The 18927-nt window shown below is 47.1% G+C and carries 14 protein-coding genes and 2 tRNA genes; 12 read left to right on the top strand and 4 right to left on the bottom strand.

The window, feature by feature from the left end:
* Positions 1-109 precede the first annotated feature (109 nt).
* Positions 110-1561, top strand: coding sequence for an NAD-dependent succinate-semialdehyde dehydrogenase (locus tag U0021_RS03550; protein WP_114800567.1), 1452 nt, complete (start codon positions 110-112; stop codon positions 1559-1561).
* Positions 1562-1717: 156 nt separating this feature from the next.
* The gene (locus tag U0021_RS03545; protein ID WP_327037550.1) at positions 1718-2569 is read left to right on the top strand and encodes an N-acetylmuramoyl-L-alanine amidase; all 852 of its coding nucleotides are present in this window, start codon (positions 1718-1720) and stop codon (positions 2567-2569) included.
* A 70-nt stretch (positions 2570-2639) separates the two neighbouring features.
* On the opposite strand, the gene U0021_RS03540 is transcribed toward U0021_RS03545, so the two are convergent.
* On the bottom strand, positions 2640-6260 hold the full coding sequence (locus tag U0021_RS03540) for an Rne/Rng family ribonuclease (RefSeq protein WP_114800566.1): 3621 nt from the start codon (positions 6258-6260) through the stop codon (positions 2640-2642).
* A gap of 621 nt (positions 6261-6881) precedes the next feature.
* Between U0021_RS03540 and U0021_RS03535 the strand changes: the two genes are divergently transcribed.
* The 3 genes from U0021_RS03535 to U0021_RS03525 all read left to right on the top strand — a co-directional run bounded on the left by U0021_RS03535 (position 6882) and on the right by U0021_RS03525 (position 10676).
* Positions 6882-8108 carry an RluA family pseudouridine synthase gene (locus U0021_RS03535; RefSeq protein ID WP_114800565.1) on the top strand — a complete coding sequence of 409 codons (1227 nt, stop codon included), beginning with the start codon at positions 6882-6884 and terminating at the stop codon, positions 8106-8108.
* Positions 8109-8202: 94 nt separating this feature from the next.
* The gene (gene ppx / locus U0021_RS03530) at positions 8203-9765 is read left to right on the top strand and encodes an exopolyphosphatase (RefSeq protein WP_114800564.1); all 1563 of its coding nucleotides are present in this window, start codon (positions 8203-8205) and stop codon (positions 9763-9765) included.
* Between the two features lie 113 nt (positions 9766-9878).
* Positions 9879-10676 carry an acetyl-CoA carboxylase carboxyltransferase subunit alpha gene (locus U0021_RS03525; protein ID WP_114800563.1) on the top strand — a complete coding sequence of 266 codons (798 nt, stop codon included), beginning with the start codon at positions 9879-9881 and terminating at the stop codon, positions 10674-10676.
* Positions 10677-10689: 13 nt separating this feature from the next.
* On the opposite strand, the gene U0021_RS03520 is transcribed toward U0021_RS03525, so the two are convergent.
* On the bottom strand, positions 10690-11796 hold the full coding sequence (locus U0021_RS03520) for an RNA-guided endonuclease InsQ/TnpB family protein (protein ID WP_327037560.1): 1107 nt from the start codon (positions 11794-11796) through the stop codon (positions 10690-10692).
* Between the two features lie 45 nt (positions 11797-11841).
* Between U0021_RS03520 and tnpA the strand changes: the two genes are divergently transcribed.
* From tnpA to U0021_RS03500, 4 genes are all read left to right on the top strand, one after another.
* Positions 11842-12252: an IS200/IS605 family transposase gene (gene tnpA / locus U0021_RS03515; protein ID WP_114800561.1), complete on the top strand. Its 411-nt coding sequence runs from the start codon at positions 11842-11844 to the stop codon at positions 12250-12252.
* A gap of 177 nt (positions 12253-12429) precedes the next feature.
* Positions 12430-13794, top strand: coding sequence for a tRNA lysidine(34) synthetase TilS (gene tilS, locus U0021_RS03510; protein ID WP_114800560.1), 1365 nt, complete (start codon positions 12430-12432; stop codon positions 13792-13794).
* 60 nt (positions 13795-13854) lie between these two features.
* Positions 13855-14697 (top strand): pyrroline-5-carboxylate reductase, encoded by an 843-nt coding sequence (gene proC, locus U0021_RS03505; RefSeq protein ID WP_114800559.1) that lies wholly within the window; start codon positions 13855-13857, stop codon positions 14695-14697.
* A 25-nt stretch (positions 14698-14722) separates the two neighbouring features.
* Positions 14723-15286: a YggT family protein gene (locus tag U0021_RS03500; RefSeq protein WP_114800558.1), complete on the top strand. Its 564-nt coding sequence runs from the start codon at positions 14723-14725 to the stop codon at positions 15284-15286.
* Between the two features lie 61 nt (positions 15287-15347).
* On the opposite strand, the gene U0021_RS03495 is transcribed toward U0021_RS03500, so the two are convergent.
* Positions 15348-16133, bottom strand: a complete 786-nt coding sequence (locus U0021_RS03495; protein ID WP_227538707.1) for a hydroxymethylpyrimidine/phosphomethylpyrimidine kinase — start codon at positions 16131-16133, stop codon at positions 15348-15350.
* A 236-nt stretch (positions 16134-16369) separates the two neighbouring features.
* On the opposite strand from U0021_RS03495, the gene U0021_RS03490 reads away from it, so the two are divergent.
* The 3 genes from U0021_RS03490 (at position 16370) to U0021_RS03480 (ending at position 17419) form a co-directional block, all read left to right on the top strand.
* Positions 16370-16461, top strand: a tRNA-Ser gene (locus U0021_RS03490).
* 128 nt (positions 16462-16589) lie between these two features.
* Positions 16590-16666: transfer RNA gene (locus tag U0021_RS03485), tRNA-Arg, on the top strand.
* 180 nt (positions 16667-16846) lie between these two features.
* Positions 16847-17419 (top strand): RDD family protein, encoded by a 573-nt coding sequence (locus U0021_RS03480; protein WP_049236774.1) that lies wholly within the window; start codon positions 16847-16849, stop codon positions 17417-17419.
* A gap of 35 nt (positions 17420-17454) precedes the next feature.
* Here the strand turns inward: U0021_RS03480 and hemN are convergent, their stop codons facing one another.
* Positions 17455-18864, bottom strand: coding sequence for an oxygen-independent coproporphyrinogen III oxidase (gene hemN, locus U0021_RS03475; protein ID WP_114800556.1), 1410 nt, complete (start codon positions 18862-18864; stop codon positions 17455-17457).
* Between the last annotated feature and the right edge of the window lie 63 nt (positions 18865-18927).

The raw sequence follows: 18927 nt of genomic DNA, 5'->3' as shown, positions 1-18927 counted from the left end.
CAACTTAAGATCATCTGTAAATCGCTAAACAAATGGTAACTTGAAATTATGGATGTCCTTTTCTACAATGAATTAAGCGAATTAATTGACAAGTACACTAGGGGAAGTGATGAATTTTAATCAAAAATTGTTTAAAACCGAAGCATACATTGATGGTCAATGGCTGCCGGCAGATAATAAAAGCGCCATTGAGGTGACGAACCCAGCAACGGGTGAGGTCATCGGCACTGTCCCAAATATGGGCGCCAAAGAAGCGACAAAGGCGATAGAAGCTGCCGAGCGAGCACTGCCGACTTGGCAAGCCAAAAGTGCACAGGAGCGTGCTGACATCATGCGTCGCTGGTTTGATTTGATGATGGAGCATCAAGATGATCTTGCGCTGATTATGACGGCTGAGCAAGGTAAGCCCTTGAAGGAGTCAAGTGGTGAAGTTGCTTATGGCGCGTCTTATATTGAGTGGTTTGCTGAAGAAGGTAAGCGCGTTTATGGTGATACCATTCCTGCCAAATCAGGTTCTGAGCGTGTGCTTGTCATCAAGCAGCCAGTTGGGGTATGTACCGCCATTACGCCATGGAATTTTCCGAATGCCATGATTGCCAGAAAAGTAGCGCCTGCTTTGGCGGCAGGGTGTACTTTTGTGATTCGTCCTGCTTCTTTGACGCCATTTTCGGCGTTGGCGATGGCAGCGCTCGCTGAGGAGGCAGGTATTCCTGCGGGCGTTTTTAATGTGATTACAGGCAAGGCTTCGGATATTGGTGAAGTGCTCACACAGCATGACAGCGTGCGTAAATTTAGCTTCACAGGCTCAACGCCAGTGGGTCGTCAGCTGCTCTCACAGTGCGCCGACACCATCAAAAAAGTGTCTATGGAGCTTGGAGGCAATGCACCTTTTATCGTCTTTGATGATGCTGATCTTGATGCTGCCGTCGAAGGCGCGATCGCGGCTAAGTATCGTAATGCAGGACAAACTTGTGTCTGCGCCAACCGCATCTATGCTCAAGCGGGGATTTATGAGGCATTTGTGGAGAAATTGATCGATAAGACCGCTGAGCTAAAAGTTGGCGATGGCAACAAATCAGGGGTGGATATCGGACCTTTGATCAATCAAGATGCCATCGATAACAGCCTAGAGCTGCTTGAAGATGCCAAAGACAAAGGCGGCGAAATCGTCGGCGGCGGTAAGCTTGAAGATCAAGGTGAACTGTTCTTCAAACCTGCAGTGATCAAATATGCCAATGATCAGATGCGCGTCGCTCAAGAAGAGATTTTTGCGCCGATTGCGCCAGTGTTTCGTTTTGAGGATGAAGAAGAAGTCATCCGCCGTGCCAACGATACCGAATTTGGCTTAGCGTCTTATTTTTATAGTCAAAATCTTAACCGAGTCATCCGCGTCTCTGAGCGCTTGGCGTTCGGTATGGTGGGCGTGAACACTGGACTGGTATCTAATGCAGCCGCTCCTTTTGGTGGTGTTAAGCAGTCAGGGCTTGGGCGTGAAGGCTCAAAATACGGCATTGAAGATTATTTAGAAATCAAATACGTTGCCATCGGTGGTGTTCAGTGATCGCTCAATGCGTTTAGCTATCTGAGTTTGGCACTCGCTTTACATCAGATGGGGCGTTATCCGATTAACAACAATTGATCTTTGGGTCAATTGTTGTTAATTTTTCACATTGGTTTGCTAAAATTCTTTGCCATCTTAGATTACGATCAGTATCAAATGACGATGATAAAAAAAGCTTTGTTAACGGCGCTTAGTGCCACCATGCTATTGACAGGGTGTGTGACAACTCAATTCCCCATCGAAACCGCTCATCAAGCACAAGGGCAATCTGAGCGCATTGAGTACATCGTGCTCCACTATACCGCTGAAGATGATCAAAATTCTTTGGAAGTGCTGACCACTGGTCGAGTCAGCAGCCACTATCTGATTCCGTCTGGGACGGATCCACGTATTTACCAATTGGTTGAAGATCACAAAAAAGCTTGGCACGCAGGGATGAGCCGCTTTCAAGGTAAGTCTGCGCTCAATGACATCTCCATCGGCATCGAGATCGTCAATGAAGGCGTCTATCGGCAATATTTGGGCTCAAAAGACTATCTGCCGCCTGAGGCTTATGTGCCTTATAAACCACTTCAGATTCAAAAAGTGGCTGAGCTTTTGTCGCACCTCATCAAAAAATACGACATCAAGCCTACCCATATCGTGGGTCATTCAGACATTGCACCTTCTCGAAAAATTGATCCAGGTGCGCAATTTCCTTGGGAGTATCTATATCGTGAGCATGGGATCGGCGCATGGTATGATGAAGATGATAAAGAGCAGCTTTTGATGGAGCTGAATCAAGTGGGAATGGATGCCATATCCATTAGCCAAATCAAACAGGAGCTGGCGCGCTATGGCTATCATATCAATTCAAGCGATGAATGGGATCGGGCAAGCCGAAATGTGATTTATGCGTTTCAGCTGCATTTTCGTCCTGAGCGCTTAACCGGTGAGATGGATGCTGAAAGTTTGGCAATTTTACGCGCGCTCAATAAAAAATATCATCCTGATGCTCTTAAGTTTTAGTCATTTCAGCCTAAACTAACAAAAGCGCCATGAATACACATGGCGCTTTTTGATGCACATACTCTGTGCGTCAGTTGTTGGCTGAATCATCTGCTGATTCAGCAGATGGCGTCTCCGAAGGTTCCACAGGCTTAGATAGCTTGCGCACTTCTACCTTAGTTGGTTTTTTGCTTGGCTTTCTAGGCGCTCTTGTTTTGGTTGGCTTGGGCGCTTTGGCAGGCTTGGCTGCCATCAGATTCAAGATGCCGACCTGAGGCTGTAGCTGACCTGCGACATTTTCAATCATGTCTTTGTAGCTATTTGCTTTAGTCTTGCGCTCTGTTTTTTGGTCAGCGGTGATCTCTTTGATTTGGCTGCCTTTTTTGGCTTTGCCATTTTCAGGTTCATCCTGCTCATGAGCGTCTTCTTCCACTTCTGTGGCGGCGTCGTCAGCCATATCAGGCAGAAGTAGATCTGCAGCCGCTGAGACGACAGTTGAGATATTAGCCATCGTCTCGCTGACGGTGTCACCAATGCTGTCAGAGATTTGTTCTGCAGCAAGCGCAGTGGCATCGATGGCATCATCGATCAGATGTTCAACTGCTTCAACCGCTTCGCTAAGCTGGCTATCATCCGAGTCAGGTTCAGATGCGGTAGCCGGTTTGGATGCCTCATCCGACGCTTTAGTGTCGATGATCGCCTCGGCGCTTTGGTTATCTGCACTGCGGTCATCAGCGATATCCTCTAGTCGAGATTCGGCAGTTTGTGCCACTTGGGCGACTGCTTGGGCTGGGGCGATATCGCTGTCCGAGACACTACAGGCGGCTTGATCGGCATCCTGTAAAACAGTTTCGATCGCCTGCTCAGTACCAGTGCTGGTCTCTTCGACATACTCAGGATGCTGACCGCGAGGGTCGTTGGCAGCGCGGCGCGTAATTGGGCGCGGCTCGGTCTTAGTTTTACCCTGTGGAGCCGAGGCTTGAGCGGTGGCTTGGGTCAATTTGCCAAACTCATCTTTTGCAGCGGCATCCAGTGGTGAGTAACCAAAGTTAGCAAAATCAAATTGTGAAGGTGCTGACATCGTTGCCACTGCATTCATAAAATCAGTCACAAAATTGCCTGTGGCAGACTCACCTAAGACGCGCAAGATAAGCGTCCCTGCTGTCAACCCATTGAGATTGACAGCCTGAGTCTGCCGAAGGGCGATTTGTACCACTCGAGGGTCATTGGCAGCCTTATTCATCGATTTGGCAAGCGCCTGAATTTTTTCAGCCAGTTTCGGCTCAATGCCCTCGGTCGATGAGACTGTAGTTGGCGTACCGATCTCGTCTGGCTGTGTAGCCGGCTCAGCTTCAGCTGGCTTGGTCTTGACCGGCATGGGCTCTTTTTGCGCTTTGATCGCTTTGTCTGCATCTGCTTGAGGTACAGCTTTGACATCGTCTTTAACGTCGTCTTTGGTGTTCGACGACTCGTCTTTGGATGGTTTTGCCAACTTGCTGCCATCTAGCGAAAGATGTATGACTTGCGCAGTATTTTCAGCGGCTTTGATGCTGCTTACATGTAGCACCACATCTTCAGGATTGGCTGTTTTTTGACGTGGCGGCTTATCGGCTTTTTCAGATTTGGGCTTGTCAGTACGAACTGGCTTCTCAGCCTTCTGTGTTTTTTCTACTTTTTCTTCGGCTTTATGAAGCGTCTCACCGCGCATGATCTCTCCGCGAGACTCACGGCGAGAACCTGCTTCACGCTTTGGATAGTGCTCTTTATCGCGTTCTTTTTTGGTTTTTTTGTCCGCTTTTTCAGGGGCTTGGGCAGTGGTCTCTTCGCCTGATTCCTTCTTAGCATTTCGAGGCTTTTTATGGCGCTTGTCTTCTGCTTGAGGGCGTGCATTTGATTCCGCTGTCGGTGCTGGGATATCTGCCATGCTGCCCGCTGCGCCTAGGCTTACTGCGCCGCCGTTTACCAGTGCTTCGATGGCAGAAGCAGCATCTGCCGTCCCTAAGCTGCCAGCAACTTTGGCTTGTGGCTTTGGTGCAAACAGATTGGACAGCCATGCCACTGCTTGAGGTTCGGCTTTGGCTGCTGGTTTTGGCTCAGCGGCAGGGGCTTTTTGGGTGGGCTTTGGTTCGGACTTCTGCCAACGGTTTGAGTCTTGCTTTTCGTGCTCTGTTTGCCAATTGACTTCATAGCCACGGTCAATATTTTCTTTTTCTTCGGTGTCCGCGATGCGCTCATAGCTTGATGGCGCAAAACCATCTGGATTAAAGTGCAGGCTAAAATTAGGGCTTTCAAGATGCGCGTGCGGCAAAATGGTGATGCGTGCTCCGCTGTCTTGCTCAAGATATACCAAGCTTTCACGTTTTTCGTTTAATAAAAAAGCAGCGATGTCGGTTGGCACTTCGGCTTGGATTTCGCCCATGCGCTCTTTTAGGGCGATTTGTTCAATTTGACGCATGATGGACAGCGACAAAGAGCGCAAATCACGAATCATGCCATTACCATGACAGCGTGGGCAGATATAACCTGTGGCTTCTTCTAGTGATGGACGCAGGCGCTGGCGGCTCATCTCCATCAGCCCAAATTTGCTGATCTCGGCAAATTGAACACGCGCACGGTCATGGCGCGTCGCTTCGATGAGTCGTTTTTCGACGTCTTTTTGGTGGCGCGGATCATTCATGTCAATAAAGTCAATGACAATCAAGCCGCCCATGTCTCTTAGGCGCAGCTGGCGAGCGATTTCATCGGCAGCTTCTAAATTGGTGTGGTAGGCGGTTTCGGCGACGTCTGAGCCTTTGGTAGATTTTGATGAGTTGATGTCAATGGATACCAAAGCTTCGGTCTGATCGATGACGATTGAGCCACCAGAAGGCAAGCGCACTTCGCGCTGATAAGCAGTTTCGATTTGACGCTCAATGCCAAAACGCGCAAACATCGGCTCATAGTCGGTGTATTTACGCAGTTTGCTCATTTGAGCTGGCATCACAGCTTTGATAAAATTTGCCGCTTCATCATAAGCATTTTCGCTGTCAATCCACACTTCGCCAATGTCATCACGCAGATAATCGCGCACCGCACGTGTGACCACGCCAGCTTCTTGATGCACCAAGCAAGGGCTTGGGCGGTTTTTGTTTTGGTCTTGGATGGATTTCCAAATGTCTAACAGATGATCAAGGTCATTTTGAAGGTCGACAGCACCTTTGCCCAAACCTGCGGTGCGAACGATGACGCTCATGCCTTTTGGTAGGCTAAGACCTGCGATGATTTGCTTCATCTCTTCACGGACTTTACCTGAGATTTGGCGGCTGATACCACCTGCTTTGGCATTATTTGGCATCAAAACCAAATATCGACCCGCCAATGAGATAAACGTTGAGAGCGCCGCGCCTTTGTTACCGCGCTCTTCTTTTTCGACTTGAACGATGACTTCATCGCCTTCTTTGATGAGCTGCTTAATGCTATCTTCGCGCGCATTGCCGTTTAGGTATTCAGGGGCAATTTCTCGAAGCGGTAAAAAGCCTTGGCGCGCTGAGCCATACTCAACAAACGCAGCTTCCAAAGAAGGCTCTACACGGGTAATGTGCCCTTTGTAGATGTTCGCTTTTTTTTGTTCACGAGTACGATTTTCAAGGTCGAAGTCGTACAGATGATTGTCTTTACAGAGTGCAACACGAATCTCTTCGTTATGCGTGGCGTTAATTAATATGCGTTTCATGATGTTCCTTAATGGGCAAAATCGCCCGAGTCAAGCAACATCGGTATTAAGTTTACGAAGATTTATCAATCACATCCAAGCTGTCTTGGGCGTGATGGGTTAAGTTGTCACAAATCTATCCATCTTGGATAAACATTAAAACCGCTTGCACCGATTTTAAAAACTCACTGTTTCTTTGGGCTTTATTGGGGATTACCTTGCAAAAGCAGAGTCTGTCTTGTGCTTTTGAACCAATAGTTCCCAAAATCATACCATGCGCATCAATGGGCGACTGGCAAAATCTTGTACGGTATCAATACCGAAGTTGCATTACAAAAGTTTTATTTAACACAGTCAAACTTTTGTTTAGTGAATGATATTTTGGTGGTTGCAGGTCAAATTTATCAAACAAACAGGCGCTATCATCGGATGTCATCAGGCATGATGAATCAAATGATCGATAAATAAATCTTATCAATGTGATGTACTATCTCATCTCATGACGATGATGGCGACACACACAATGGTGCGTTCGATCTTACCGTGATTGATGATAAGTGCCGATCAAAGGTTTTATAAATTTGCAGTGATGGGATAAAATTTTTCTATCAAGATAAAAATTATCCTGTCCTAAGTTGCAACATGATAAACTATACCAAAACTTTTGCCAAACGCCTACTAAAAAATGTCAAAACTATGAAAAATTTACAAAAAATGCCGAAAAAACAGTCATCAGCTCGTGATACAAGTCATCACTCTGCTAAAAATGCCAGACCCAGCACAGCGCGCTCCCACAAGCGTACATCTTCGCCTACAACCACCAAGCAAGGCATGACTGATAAAAAACCTACCACAAAACCTGCCAAGCAGTCCGCAGATGTCGCCATCACAAATTTTGATCAGGTGAATTTTTTGACCGTCACTGATAATCAAGATGGGCAGCGGGTGGATAATTTTTTGTTAGCCAGACTTAAGGGGCTGCCACGCTCACATCTGTATAAATTGATCCGTAGCGATGAAATTCGGATCAATGGCAAAAGATGCAAGGCGCATGATAAGCTGTATGCAGGCGATGTGGTGCGCATTGCCCCCGTCCGCTTGAGCGTACGCGAAGCGCCGATCATCAGCGAGCAGCTCGCCAAAGGGCTGCTTGCACGCATCATCTTTGAAGATGATGGCTTGATGGTGCTCAATAAGCCGCACGGCATGGCGGTGCATGGCGGCTCGGGCGAGAGTTTTGGGGTGATTGAAGCGATGCGCATGGCAACGGGCAAAAAATATCTTGAGCTGATTCATCGGATCGATAAAGAGACTTCAGGGCTGCTATTAATCGCCAAAAAACGCAGCACTCTAAAGGCGCTCCAAACGCAGTTTCGCACCAAGACCATCCATAAACAGTATCTGTGCTTGGTATCAGGTTATGTCAATGCTGATCAGATGAATATTGACAAGCCTTTGCTTCGCTATACTTTGGCAAATGGTGAGCGCCGCGTCAAAGTCGCCCATCCCAATGAACAAAAAGGTGATGAGCGCGCCAAACCAAGTCTGACCAAAATAAAAACTTTGGCAAAATTTGAACTCAGCGGTCACCCTGTCAGCTTGGTGCTCGCCATGCCTGCCACTGGACGCACGCATCAGATTCGGGTGCATATGGCGCACATCGGGCATGCGCTGCTTGGAGATGATAAATACCAGCAAAACCCGTCGGCGCTGGCAGTGGGGCGTCTTTGCTTGCATGCTTGGCAGCTTGAGCTTGAAAAAACCGACGATGCCGACGATCAGCGCCCAAGCCGATACATCGCACCTGTACCCAGTGATATGACTGATATGATCCCTGAAGATGTCCTAAAACTGATCAGAGGTCATTAATTTTGGTAGAAAAGCTGGGCAAAATTGATGGATAAAAACGACCATCTGTCGTAAAATAACCTCATTTATTAAACATATGATCCAAGGATTTGCCATGAAACCAGCCGTCTTAGACAACACCCAACGCCATCAACAAATCGCCAGCGCCATCCATGATGCGGTCGCCATCGGTCGCGATGAGATGCTAGGCTCTATCGATTTGGGCTCAAACAGTTTTCATTTGGCAATCGGTCGTTTGGATCATGGTGAAGTGCGTAAAGTTGCCTCCATTTCAGAAAAAGTCCAGCTGGCAGCAGGCTTGGATGATGATAATATACTGTCCGAAGAAGCGATGCAGCGTGGCTTGGAGTGCTTGAATCGCTTTGCGCAGCATGTGACGGAGATTCATCCCAGCCGTTTGCGCATCGTCGCCACTAACGCCCTTCGTAAAGCGGTGAATGCGGCTGAATTTATTCGCCGTGCCAATGCCATTTTGCCAAAGCCGATTGAGATCATCTCAGGTCGCGAAGAAGCGCGCTTGATTTATTTGGGTGTGTCGCATTCAAATGCCAGTACCGACACGCGCTTGGTCATTGACATTGGTGGTGGCTCGACAGAGTTTATTATCGGTCAGGGGTTTGAGCCGATTGAGATGGAATCTTTGCAAATGGGCTGTGTGTCTTATACCAAAAAGTTTTTTGCTGACGGTAAAATCACCGAAGAAGCCTTTGATCAAGCCGCAAAGTACACGCAAGCCGAACTGATGGCGATCGCCAAACGCTATAAAAAAGTCGGCTGGGATAATGCCATCGGCTCATCAGGCACGATCAAGGCGGCGCGCTTGGTGCTTGCTGAGCTTGGGCTTAGCACTGAGAGCATCACCCTTGATGGGATGCAAAAACTCAAAAAACATCTGATCAAGCTTGGCAGCGTCGATAAGATTGAATTTGAAGGTGTCAAAGCCCATCGCCAAGCTGTTTTCCCAGCAGGCGTGGCGGAGCTGCTTGAGATCATGCAGACTTTGCAGATTGATGAGCTTGGCTATTCAGACGGTGCGCTCAGAGAAGGGGTGATGTACGATATGCTGGGTCGCCTAAACTCTGAGGATGTGCGTGACCGCTCGGTGGCAGCGATGGCGGAGCGATACTCGGTGGATGTCAAGCAAGCAGGACGCGTTATGACGCGCGCCGCCAGATTGTTTAATCATGCGAAAGATGCTTTGGATTTTGATGAAGAAGATGCGGATTTATTGCGCCGAACTGCCAATTTATACGAGATCGGTTTGGCGGTAGGTCATAGCAACTATCAGCGTCACAGTGCTTATTTGCTTGAGCACTCAGACATTGCAGGATTTTCTCAAATTGGGCAAGAGATGATGGCACAAATCGTGCTACACCATCGCCGCAAACTAAAATCCGATGCCCTAGAGACAGTCGAGGAGCTTGGCGGTCGCAAATTGGTGTATCTGTGCTTGATTTTAAGATTGGCTGTACAATCTAGCCAAAGCCGCACCACCAAGGCAGCAGCGATTGATTTACATGTGATCACGCCAGATCATTGGCAGGTGACCGTCGGCTTTGGCTTACATGAAGATTTGATCTTAGATCAGCTTGAACAAGATGCGCGCCAATTTGCCAAATGGGGCGTGCTTCTAGAAGTGGTCGGCTGTCGTCATTAATGCCGCTAAAATGCTGCCAAAAACCTCAAATTTTAGATAAAACAGATGACGAGACCCAAAAAAAGTGCTAAACTTAATATCAGTTTACATTTGTACAATTTATTGAGTGTTCTATGAATCAAGTTTGGGAAAGCGTGCAATTGGCGCGTCATGCAAAGCGTCCATTGTTTTTGGATTATGTTGATTCGCTGTTTGATGAATTTGATGAGCTGCATGGAGATCGCGCTTTTGCGGATGATCGTGCCATTTTGGGCGGTCTGGCTCGGTTCAATGGTGCACCGGTGCTCGTGGTTGGTCAGCATCGTGGGCGCAGTACACGTGAGCGGATCGCACATAATTTTGGCATGGCAAATCCTGAAGGCTACCGCAAAATCATCCGTTTGGTGCAGTTGGCGGAGCGTTTCGGTCTGCCGGTGTTTACTTTTATTGATACCCAAGGTGCCTATCCTGGCGTCGGTGCCGAGGAGCGCGGTCAAGCCGAAGCGATCGCTAAAAGTATTGCGGTATTTTCAAGCCTAAAAACGCCCATCATCGCCACGGTGATCGGTGAGGGCGGCTCGGGCGGCGCGCTTGCCATCGGTGTGGCGGATAAAGTGAATATGCTTGAAAATAGCATCTATTCGGTCATCTCCCCAGAAGGGTGCGCGTCTATCTTGTGGAAAACTGCCGAAAAGGCGCCTGATGCTTCAGAAGCGCTCAAGCTAAATGCCGTGAATCTGCATCAGCTTGGCTTGATTGACGAAGTCATTGATGAGGGCGCCGGTGCTCACGAAGCGTCTGAGCCTGTGATGGCAGCGCTCAAAAGCCTGCTGACAGTACAATTGGCAGAATTACAAGCGCTGCCAATTGATGAGCTGCTTGAAAAGCGGTATCAGCGGCTCATGCAGTTTAATTCAAAAGTATCGCTTTGACTTCCTCCCCGCCCTAAAGTGCGGGGATTCCTTCTACAAGACGGTCAAGCCCGACCGCAAGAATGTTCTTAGCGGCATTGATATCTCTATCATGCCATGTGCCACACTTTGCACAAGTCCATTCTCTTATTCCAAGACCTGTCCTACCTTTCGGACTACTGGACATATCGCCACAGCACGAACAAGTTTGGGTAGTGTATCGCTCTGATACGATTACAAAACGGCAACCTGCATTCTTACATTTATAGATCAGTTGCCGTTTGAGTTCAAACCAACCTGCATCATAGACGCTTTTAGCCAGTTTGCCTTTTTTACTGTTAAATTGAGTGGTTTTAATATCGCCTACCACGATTAGGGCGTTATCCTTGACTAATTGGGTGGTGAATTTGTGGATGAGGTCTTGCCGTGTATTTTTGATTTTGGCATGGATTGCCTGTACACGCTTGTTTTTACCTGCACGCTGAGCAATCGCTAAGTCTTTGGCGTATTTAAGCGTTTGCTTAATATGCAGTTTATCCCCGTTTGAGGTAGTGGCACTGTCTTTTAAACCAAGATCAATACCAACCGAACCTGTGCCACAAGTTTGTTTTGGATAGTTCTTGACGGTGAGACAGGCATACCAACGATTGCGGCTGTCTTGCACAATCTCACAGGTGTTAATTTGATATAGTGATAGGTTGTAGCTGTCCCATAGGTCAATGACTAGCTTTTGTCCTTTGGCCAGACTCAGTTGCAGGGTTGATTTTAAGCCTTTTTTGCCTGTTTGGTGAGTAGCGATGTGTTTGATGGCTGATTGTTTAAAGGGTATCCAGCCCAATGATTTGCGTTTTGCTGTTGGGCGATTGGTTCGCCAGTTAAGTTTTGCCTTCTTAAACTGCTTACGACTTTTAGCGTGGGTTTCATTGATGGCTTGTATGGTTTGAGAATGTAAGCCTAGTAGCTCACCACTGCCTTTGGTGTAGTCGTTTAAATCATAGGCAGATAAGAATTTGCCTGTGCGCTGTAAATAGTTATAACCCAAGTCATTAACATAATTCCACACGAAATTGACTAAACCGCTTAGGTGGTTTAGTTGGTCTATGTGTTTATCTTTGATGCGTAGTTGAGTGTTTTTATGGATTTGGGTATCATTGGATTTTTATATTTTAAAGTTTAGTCTAATGATATGTCAAATGATTTAAGACGTGGTAGGCACGTTGTTTACAATCTTCATGTGCATTTGGTCTTTGTGGCTAAATACCGCAGAAAAGTATTCACTAAAGAGATTTTAGACGATATGCAGGTTATCTTTGAGGAAGTTTGTTCAAAGTTTGAGGCACAATTAGTCGAGTTTGATGGTGAAAACGACCATGTGCATTTATTGGTGGTTTATCCGCCTAAAGTGGCTATTTCTAGTTTGGTGAATAGCTTGAAAGGCGTGTCTAGTCGGCTATTGCGTAAGAAAGAATACCCGTCCATCAAAGGGCAGTTATGGGATGATGCGTTGTGGTCGCCTAGCTATTTTGCAGGTAGTTGTGGTGGTGCTCCAATTGAGATTATCCGCCAGTACATTGAACAGCAAAATACACCTCACTAAATACCATCTGTGCGTAAGCATAGCTACGGAGTTGCCTTATATCCACCGCCTAGAGTCGGTGGTTTTACGGCAATGACAGATAAATTGACAGCGACTATAATAAAGTTGTTATAATCAACATATCAAGAACAAGGGGTAAAAGCTGCTCCTTGTTTTTTATTGGAGTTGGTAAAGTTTATGACTGACGATCTTTTGACACCCTTATCGACAGCTTTTGAAGAGTTGGCATTGCCCGCTCATGCTAAGTTATATCTGGCTTGCAGCGGCGGCAGGGACTCACTGGCTTTGGCTTATGCCTGCTTGATGTTGTATCGGCAAGGTATGATAAAAACTTTGCCTACATTGCTCCATGTGCATCATGGGTGGCAGGCGGCAAATGATACTTGGGCGCAGCTGGTAGAAAGATGGTCGGACGAGCATGGGTTTGAGTGTCAAGTTTTGAAAGTCAATTTACCAAAAAATAGCGAAACACACGCTCGCGAAGCACGCTATCATGCCTTTGGCAAGGTCATGAACCAAGGCGATGTGCTGATGTTTGCACACCATGCACATGATCAAGCCGAAACTGTGCTGATGCGGCTGGTTTCGGGCGCAGGACTCCAAGGGCTATCGGGCATGAAAGCTTGGCAAGCCAAAACTGTGTGCACAGACGAGACGACCAAAACCATCACACTGTGGCGACCATGGCTTACGATATCTAGAGATAAGATCAGTCAATTTGCCAAAGCTCATGCGCTGCCTTATGTGGATGATGTGACCAACACTGATCCTGTCTATGCCCGAGGGCGTATTCGTCAAGATATCTTGCCACATCTTTTGGCACTCAATCCTAAGGCGATTGAGAATATCGGTCGGTCGGCTGATCTGCTGTCGACGGCATCTGCCATGGTGGATCAGCAGATGGAGATTTTGCTGGCATCTTTGGCGCATCCTGCCAACCAAACACCTTATCAGCGAGTGCTTGCCATTCAGGATTTTTTCAATTTATCAGAGCCTGAGCAAACACTGGCGCTACACCGCTGGCTTCAAGGTGATGAACCGCTGCCGCCAAGTCATCAGCTGAGTCGTCAGGTTATTGAGATGATTTACCGACAGGATAATGATCATAGCAGTCAGCTACTGTGGCAAGCTGCGCGTTCGGCTTATGTTCTGTGTCGCTATGATGACTGCCTATATCGTTACCGCGCTGATGTGTGGCAGCTATTTGACACACACATGACAGAGGCGCTGGCGGATGACCATGGGTGGGTGCTGGCGGATGATGGCAGATGTCAGCTCAGGCTGATGGCAGATATTAGCCACATTCAAAAAATCACCAAAAATGAGTCGCTCATAATCGGAAAGCACCACTATAAAGGCAAAAAACTGGCTCAAAAACTCAGGCTCCCACCTTGGCTAAGAGCGCATCTGTGGCGAGTCACGGTGGATGATCGCCAATATTTGATAGCGCCGATGATGGCATGGGACTTGAGTAGCAGTCAGCGTTTGGATAATTTTGCACCAATAGGGCGAATGGTGTACAATGCGTTTGATTCCCATTAATCCATCAGATATCCATGCTTGTATGCTAAGAATATCAGTCAAAGACGGCGGAGAAAACAGATGACGGATTTTAGTGCGCTCAATGAAAAAACCATCAGCTTCATTGGCGGTGGTAATATGGCAAGAGCCATCATCGATGGGCTTTTAAAAGCAAAACACGAGCATTATTTAACCCTAAATTTGGGGGTCTCTGACAGCGATCCTTCCAAGCTTGATGAGTTTATTGCCAAAGGATTGAGTGCGGTCAGTCCTGATGACGCCAAGCAAATCATCGAGGGCGCCGATGTCGTGGTATTGGCGGTCAAGCCCCAGGTCATGCGTGATGTGGCTGGTAGCATCGCACCGTATCTTAATGAGCAAATCGTCCTATCCATCGCAGCAGGACTGTCTGTGGATACTTTGTCAGATATGCTTGGCGGCTATCGTAACATTGTGCGCTGTATGCCTAATTTACCTGCCAGCCAAGGCTTTGGAGCATCTGGGCTATACGCCTCAAACTCAAGCGAAGCAGCGCGCTTGATGACTCAAAACATCATGCAGGCTTCAGGCATGGTTTCTTGGGTAGAAGATGAGTCACTGCTGCACGCTGTGACAGCGGTCGCAGGCTCAGCGCCAGCTTACTTTTTTTATGTGCTTGAAAATATGATTGCCAAAGCGGTGGAAATGGGACTGTCGCCAGAGGATGCACATGCTTTGGCAGTACAAAGTATGTGCGGCGCAGCAGCTTTGGCAAAAGACCAAGACCCTGCGACGCTGCGAGAGCAAGTCACCTCCAAAGGCGGCACCACCGCTGCAGCGCTTGATTGCTTATATCGAGACGATGTAGGCGGTGCTTTTGCTCGCGCCATGCAGGCGTGTAGCGATCGCAGCTTTGAGCTGGGTCAGATGCTCAGTGAGAGCTAATTTTTATCCATTATAGATATCATTTATGAATTCATTGTCTTTTGTTTTGACAAACATGCTCATCAACTTTGCTTTGATGCTCTTGTTTGTGCGCTTTATGATTCAGCTGGCACAGATTGATGGCAGTGAGCCTTTGGCGCGTGCAACCTATCGCTTAACTGGCGTAGTTGATATTTTTACTCGTATTTTCCCAAACATGGGGGGTGGGCGCATCAGTTTGGCAGCGGTGGTTTTGATGCTGCTGCTATATCTGATTAATATCGCCGCTAATAATGCCATTTTAGGCGTATCAATGACTGGCATTGAGCTGTTTTTTGTCGGCTCTTTGAGCGCCATTATGAAGTTTTTACAATTGGTGCGTTATACGATGATCGCATCGGCGGTGTGTAGTTTATTGATGGTTTTTTTAAATATCAATAACAGTATAATGTTCGTGCTGATGCAGCTGTCTGAGCCAATCGTGGCGCCATTTCGTCGCTTCGTACCAAATCTTGGTATGATTGATTTATCATTTTTGGCGGCGCTATTTAGTTTGCTTTTGTTAGAAAATTTTATTGGCATCATTGGCAGGCACATTTGGGGCGGCTAAGCCATGATCAATCGGGACAAATATGTGTCCCGATTTTTTTATCCATTGAATTTTTGATCACTTAAATAAAGCGATTTGGAATCAGCTGTGCCTCTGGGTCTGAGTGCGGTCTGTCAGCATGACTCAGTGCCTGATGAATCCACGCATCGGCGGCAGTGATGGCGCTGATGAGATCGTCACCCATTGCCAAGCGTCCAGCGATATGGCTTGCCAGCGAGCAGCCAGAGCCATGAAACTCACCTGCCAATCTTGGCACAATACTGGTATGGGCGATCTGCTCATCAATATATAAAAACTGCTCAATATCACCTGAGTGAAAATCATGCGAAGTTTTGACAAGCACAGCCTTTGCTCCGCGGCGATTGAGCGATTTGGCGGCGTCGTGTAGATCTTGGCATCCGCTTAGGGCGCGAATTTCGTGCGTATTTGGCGTGATCAAAGCGGCGTATGGTAAAAGTTTATCAAACGCTTTTGCCAAAGTCTTGGGATCTCCCAAAGCCCCTCCGGCATTTGCCACCAAAACTGGATCAAGCACATAAGGGGTCTCAGTCGCGATCGCACCACTTTCAAACAAATGTGCCAATGCGTGAATATTATCCACCGTGCCCATCATGCCAGACTTGATGGCGCGTACCGGCAAATCCTCCAAGACTGCCTTGGCTTGAGCGGCGAGCAGCGCGCTATCCACAGCCTCAAACCCAAAAACCTGTTGTGAGCTTTGAACGGTTAAAGCAGTGCAGGCCACAGCAGCATGTGCGCCTGAGGCGCCGATTGACTCAATGTCAGCTTGAATGCCGGCACCGCCCGAAGGATCTAGTCCTGAAAAACATAGTACCGTCGGTCTCATTGAATGGATTTGCATGGCTTATCTCCCAGTATCACAATCACTCATTGAGTATGGTAGCAAATTTTTGATAAATCGGGCGAATTTTCTCAGGTTTTGGCAAAAATCGCAAAATTTTTTCATATTTTTATCAAAACCGCTTGCAATCGTTGGTAATTTTGATATAATTATCGCCCACAACGACAGGCGAAATCATCACAGATGACCAAGTAAATTAGCAATTTACCTAGCCTAAGTTCGGTGAAGTGGGTGAGTGGCTGAAACCAGTTCCCTGCTAAGGAACCATACCTAATTACGGGTATCGAGGGTTCGAATCCCTCCTTCACCGCCATTTATTTTCTTAGTCGGCTTTAAGTTCAATGCTTAGAAAATAAATTAAAAAAGTGCTTGACATACAAAATAATCACTGTATAATAGCCGCCACAACGAAAGATGTTACGACAATATCTAAGTTGATTCGCACCCGTAGCTCAGTTGGATAGAGCACTTGGCTACGAACTAAGGGGTCGGGAGTTCGAATCTCTCCGGGTGCGCCATATTATGAAAATCACCGAATTTATGATTCGGTGATTTTTTTTGTGGGCTATTTGAGTATCTTAGTATGGCATGCAATTTATGCATCCAAATTCAAATCATGATACAATAGCCCAACTTTTCTTTTTGAAACACCAGCCATGCCAAACACTTCTCATTCATCGCCTGCTTCTTCATCACAGATGCCCACCGTCGCCAAGCCTGCGGTGCGCTTGGCTGCAATCGTTTATGATGGCATGTTGATTTTGGCGATGCTGTTTTTAGTGGGTGCGGCACTTGCTGTGTTGGGTACGGTGCTGTTTTTGGATGTGGGCACCACTTCCCAAGAAGCCAAAACGTTGCCGATTTGGTATCAAAACGCGGTGATGACACCTGCTTTTGTGCTGACCTTGGTGGGGTTTTATGGGATTTTTTGGCGCAAATCAGGTCAAACGCTGGGTATGCAGACATGGCGCTTAAAAACAGTCAATGATCAAGGCGGGCTGCTAACATGGCGCCAAAGCTTTGTGCGTATCATCAGCGCCTGTCTTTTGCCCGCACTATGTGCGGTGATCGGAGCGCTATTACATGGCTCAAAACTTGCCATTTTGGTAGCAGCAGTGCTTGGATTTTTATTTAATTTTTTATTTTGTCTGTTTAATCGCCGTGGACTTGCGGTGCATGATATGCTATCAAACACCATCACCTTAAAGGTGCCAAAAATTGCCCATGAGTCGCTTTGGCAAACGCTTAAGCGCCGTAAAAATAAGGCGTGATACATACCACGCCTTATTTGAGCTGATGATTTTGGTTAAATCACTTTAGAAAAACGGTTGGCGTGTTTTTTGCCCAAATATTCATCAAATACCATCGCAATACTGCGCCCCAAAATTCGACCCTTGGGCAAGATGGTTATGCCATCATCATCAATCTGAACCAAGCCATCTTTTGCCATATCCTGTAAGCTCATGATTTCATTAGCAAAATACTCTTTTGGGTCAATGCCAAATTTTTGGTGCAAATCTTGAAAACTCATATAATCATGGCACAGTAAATTCATGATCACATGGCGGCGTAGTGCGTCTTTGGCATCGCTTTGGATGTGCTTGACGGCAGGCAGTGCGCCCGACTTGATCGCGTCTTGATAGTCGGCGAGCGCAGTGGGATTTTGTAAAATATGCTCGCCAATCTGACTGATGGCGCTCACCCCAAACCCCAATAAATCACACTCGCCCAAAATGGCATAACCTTGAAAATTACGGTGCAGCTCACCTTGGCGCTGCGCCACCGCCATCGCATCGTCTGGCTTGGCAAAGTGATCGATGCCGATGTATTGATAGCCTGCCTGACCAAGCGCCGTAATGATATTGCCAAACATGGCTAACTTATCAGCAGGGCTTGGCAAATCTGCTTCACGGATCCGCTTTTGGGCTAAAAACCGATCGGGCAAATGCGCATAATTGAACACCGACAGGCGATCAGGCGACAATTTGATGATCTCTTGGATGGTCAAATCCATACTCTTAGGTGTCTGATGGGGCAGTCCATAAATCAAATCAATGTTGGTGGACACAAAGCCTAGCGCCCGTGCTTCTTGCATGACGCTTTGGATCAGCTCAAGTGGCTGCACACGATTGACGGCGATTTGCACTTTTTGATCCAAATCCTGCACCCCAAAGCTGAGCCGATTAAATCCCAAATCTTTTAGCAATTTTAGGGTCGTTGGTCGCAGCTCGCGCGGATCGATCTCAATAGAAAAATCACCGTCATCAGCAAATATAAATTCTTCCTGTAAAAACTGCCAAAGCGCTGATAGCTCATCGTCGCTCAAAAAGGTCGGCGTACCCCCACCAAGATGCAGCTGCTTGACCACAGACTGACCACGCAGCAAAGATTTTTTGTGGCGAATCTCAGCAAATAAATAGGTCAAATAATCGCCAGCGTCACTGTTTTTTTTGGTGATGATTTTATTGCAGCCGCAGTAGTAGCACAGATGATGACAAAAAGGAATGTGAATGTATAACGACAGCGGCACGCTAGGATCGCGCTTTGCCAAAATACTGGCTTCAACGCCTGACTCAATCGGCGCAAATTCTAAAGCGGTGGGATAGGAGGTATAGCGCGGACCTTGGCGGTTGTATTTTTGGATCAAAGCTTCGTCATAGCGGATGCCGTCAAAATGCTTGGCGGTACGATGCGCATAAGGGTTTGGCGTGGTCATAATTATCCATGGGATGTTTATAAGAGTAACTCGTATTATAACAAAATCCCCAAAGTTTTTCGG

The organism is Moraxella canis (assembly GCF_034424565.1).
GTDB classification, from domain to species: Bacteria; Pseudomonadota; Gammaproteobacteria; order Pseudomonadales; family Moraxellaceae; genus Moraxella; species Moraxella canis.
This window is presented reverse-complemented; position numbering and strand designations above follow the sequence as displayed.

Coding starts and splice junctions, on each gene's coding strand:
- U0021_RS03550 (WP_114800567.1), top strand. CDS start 110: ATGAATTTTAATCAAAAATTGTTTAAAACCGAAGCATACATTGATGGT.
- U0021_RS03545 (WP_327037550.1), top strand. CDS start 1,718: ATGACGATGATAAAAAAAGCTTTGTTAACGGCGCTTAGTGCCACCATG.
- U0021_RS03540 (WP_114800566.1), bottom strand. CDS start 6,260: ATGAAACGCATATTAATTAACGCCACGCATAACGAAGAGATTCGTGTT.
- U0021_RS03535 (WP_114800565.1), top strand. CDS start 6,882: ATGATAAACTATACCAAAACTTTTGCCAAACGCCTACTAAAAAATGTC.
- ppx (WP_114800564.1), top strand. CDS start 8,203: ATGAAACCAGCCGTCTTAGACAACACCCAACGCCATCAACAAATCGCC.
- U0021_RS03525 (WP_114800563.1), top strand. CDS start 9,879: ATGAATCAAGTTTGGGAAAGCGTGCAATTGGCGCGTCATGCAAAGCGT.
- tnpA (WP_114800561.1), top strand. CDS start 11,842: ATGTCAAATGATTTAAGACGTGGTAGGCACGTTGTTTACAATCTTCAT.
- tilS (WP_114800560.1), top strand. CDS start 12,430: ATGACTGACGATCTTTTGACACCCTTATCGACAGCTTTTGAAGAGTTG.
- proC (WP_114800559.1), top strand. CDS start 13,855: ATGACGGATTTTAGTGCGCTCAATGAAAAAACCATCAGCTTCATTGGC.
- U0021_RS03500 (WP_114800558.1), top strand. CDS start 14,723: ATGAATTCATTGTCTTTTGTTTTGACAAACATGCTCATCAACTTTGCT.
- U0021_RS03495 (WP_227538707.1), bottom strand. CDS start 16,133: ATGAGACCGACGGTACTATGTTTTTCAGGACTAGATCCTTCGGGCGGT.
- U0021_RS03480 (WP_049236774.1), top strand. CDS start 16,847: ATGCCCACCGTCGCCAAGCCTGCGGTGCGCTTGGCTGCAATCGTTTAT.
- hemN (WP_114800556.1), bottom strand. CDS start 18,864: ATGACCACGCCAAACCCTTATGCGCATCGTACCGCCAAGCATTTTGAC.